Origin of the sequence: Enterobacter cloacae complex sp. IR5403 (assembly GCF_049238705.1) — a bacterium.
GTDB lineage: Bacteria > Pseudomonadota > Gammaproteobacteria > Enterobacterales > Enterobacteriaceae > Enterobacter > Enterobacter hormaechei_C.
Window position 1 is genome coordinate 1 of sequence record NZ_JBMKHP010000036.1, and the last position, 1,221, is coordinate 1,221.

A 1,221-nucleotide genomic window follows, 5' to 3' on the forward strand; every position below is an offset into this window, starting at 1 on the left:
TGACCTGCCCCCACGATTAGATACAACACTCAGTTAGTAACGTCGGAATCTTCATTCTCAGAATGACCCTTTCTCCAGCCCGCTGCAAATTCAGACGGTGTCTGATAATTCAGCGTGGAGTGCGGGCGGCATTCGTTATAATCCTGCCGCCAGTCATTAATAATTTTCCTGGCATGAACGATATCGCTGAACCAGTGCTCATTCAAACATTCATCGCGAAATCGTCCGTTAAAGCTCTCAATAAATCCGTTCTGCGTTGGCTTGCCCGGCTGGATTAAGCGCAACTCAACACCATGCTCAAAGGCCCATTGATCCAGTGCACGGCAAGTGAACTCCGGCCCCTGGTCAGTTCTTATCGTCGCCGGATAGCCTCGAAACAGTGCAATGCTGTCCAGAATACGCGTGACCTGAACGCCTGAAATCCCAAAGGCAACAGTGACCGTCAGGCATTCCTTTGTGAAATCATCGACGCAGGTAAGACACTTGATCCTGCGACCGGTGGAAAGTGCGTCCATGACGAAATCCATCGACCAGGTCAGATTGGGCGCCGCCGGACGGAGCAGCGGCAGACGTTCTGTTGCCAGCCCTTTACGACGTCTTCTGCGTTTTACGCCCAGGCCACTGAGGTGATAAAGCCGGTACACGCGCTTATGATTAACATGAAGCCCTTCACGGCGCAGCAACTGCCAAATACGACGGTAGCCAAAACGCCTGCGCTCCAGTGCCAGCTCAGTGATGCGCCCTGATAAATGCGCATCAGCAGCCGGACGGTGAGCCTCATAGCGGCAGGTCGACAGGGATAAACCTGTAAGCCTGCAGGCACGACGTTGCGACAGACCGGTCGCATCACACATCAACATCACGGCTTCCCGCTTCTGGTCTGTCGTCAGTACTTTCGCCCAAGAGCCACCTGAAGCGCCTCTTTATCCAGCATGGCTTCGGCAAGCAGCTTCTTGAGTCTGGTGTTCTCTTCCTCAAGCGACTTCAGGCGCTTAACTTCAGGCACCTCCATACCGCCATACTTCTTACGCCAGGTGTAAAACGTGGCATCGGAAATGGCATGCTTGCGGCAGAGTTCACGGGCGGGTACCCCAGCTTCGGCTTCGCGGAGAATACTGATGATCTGTTCGTCGGAAAAACGCTTCTTCATGGGGATGTCCTCATGTGGCTTATGAAGACATTACTAACATCGGGGTGTACTAATCAACGGGGAGCAGGTCA

General features: G+C 53.5%; 1 protein-coding gene. It reads right to left on the minus strand.

Annotated features, from left to right (window positions below; genetic code table 11):
• Positions 1 to 29: 29 nt before the first annotated feature.
• Positions 30 to 1,150 (minus strand): IS3-like element ISSen4 family transposase gene (locus ACOTW6_RS21855; RefSeq protein ID WP_085950818.1). Its coding sequence is split into 2 segments (ribosomal slippage): positions 30 to 892 and positions 892 to 1,150, totalling 1,122 coding nucleotides; the frame shifts between segments, so codons are not numbered across the junction.
• Positions 1,151 to 1,221 lie beyond the last annotated feature (71 nt).